This is a genomic window from Pseudoalteromonas sp. 120-MNA-CIBAN-0494 (genome assembly GCF_040308885.1).
Lineage (GTDB): Bacteria > Pseudomonadota > Gammaproteobacteria > Enterobacterales > Alteromonadaceae > Pseudoalteromonas > Pseudoalteromonas nigrifaciens.
In genome coordinates this window covers 1-267 of sequence record NZ_JBEOOE010000164.1, presented here as the reverse complement: position 1 = coordinate 267, position 267 = coordinate 1, and the positions used below count along the sequence as shown (strand labels likewise).

At 42.3% G+C, this 267-nt stretch carries 1 pseudogene; it reads left to right on the top strand.

Going from position 1 to position 267, the window contains the following annotated elements:
- Positions 1-267 (top strand): annotated as a pseudogene (gene potC / locus AAEY55_RS18370) (spermidine/putrescine ABC transporter permease PotC); the annotation flags it as partial.

Genomic DNA, 267 nt, shown 5'->3' with positions numbered 1-267 from the left:
CATTTAACAAGTCAAAAATTGGCTATAACTGGGGCGGCTTTAGCCTAAAGTGGTATGAATCACTATTTAATAACCAAGCCATGCTAGATGCATTTTGGCATTCTATCGTATTAGGGTTGGTCGCTGCGACCGTTTCAACATTGATAGGCACGCTCACCGCTTTAGCACTACACCGTTATAATTTCCGTGGTAAAGGCTTGCTAAACGGACTACTGTTCGTATTGATGATGTCACCTGAAATTGTATTGGCCATCTCATTGCTAGCAC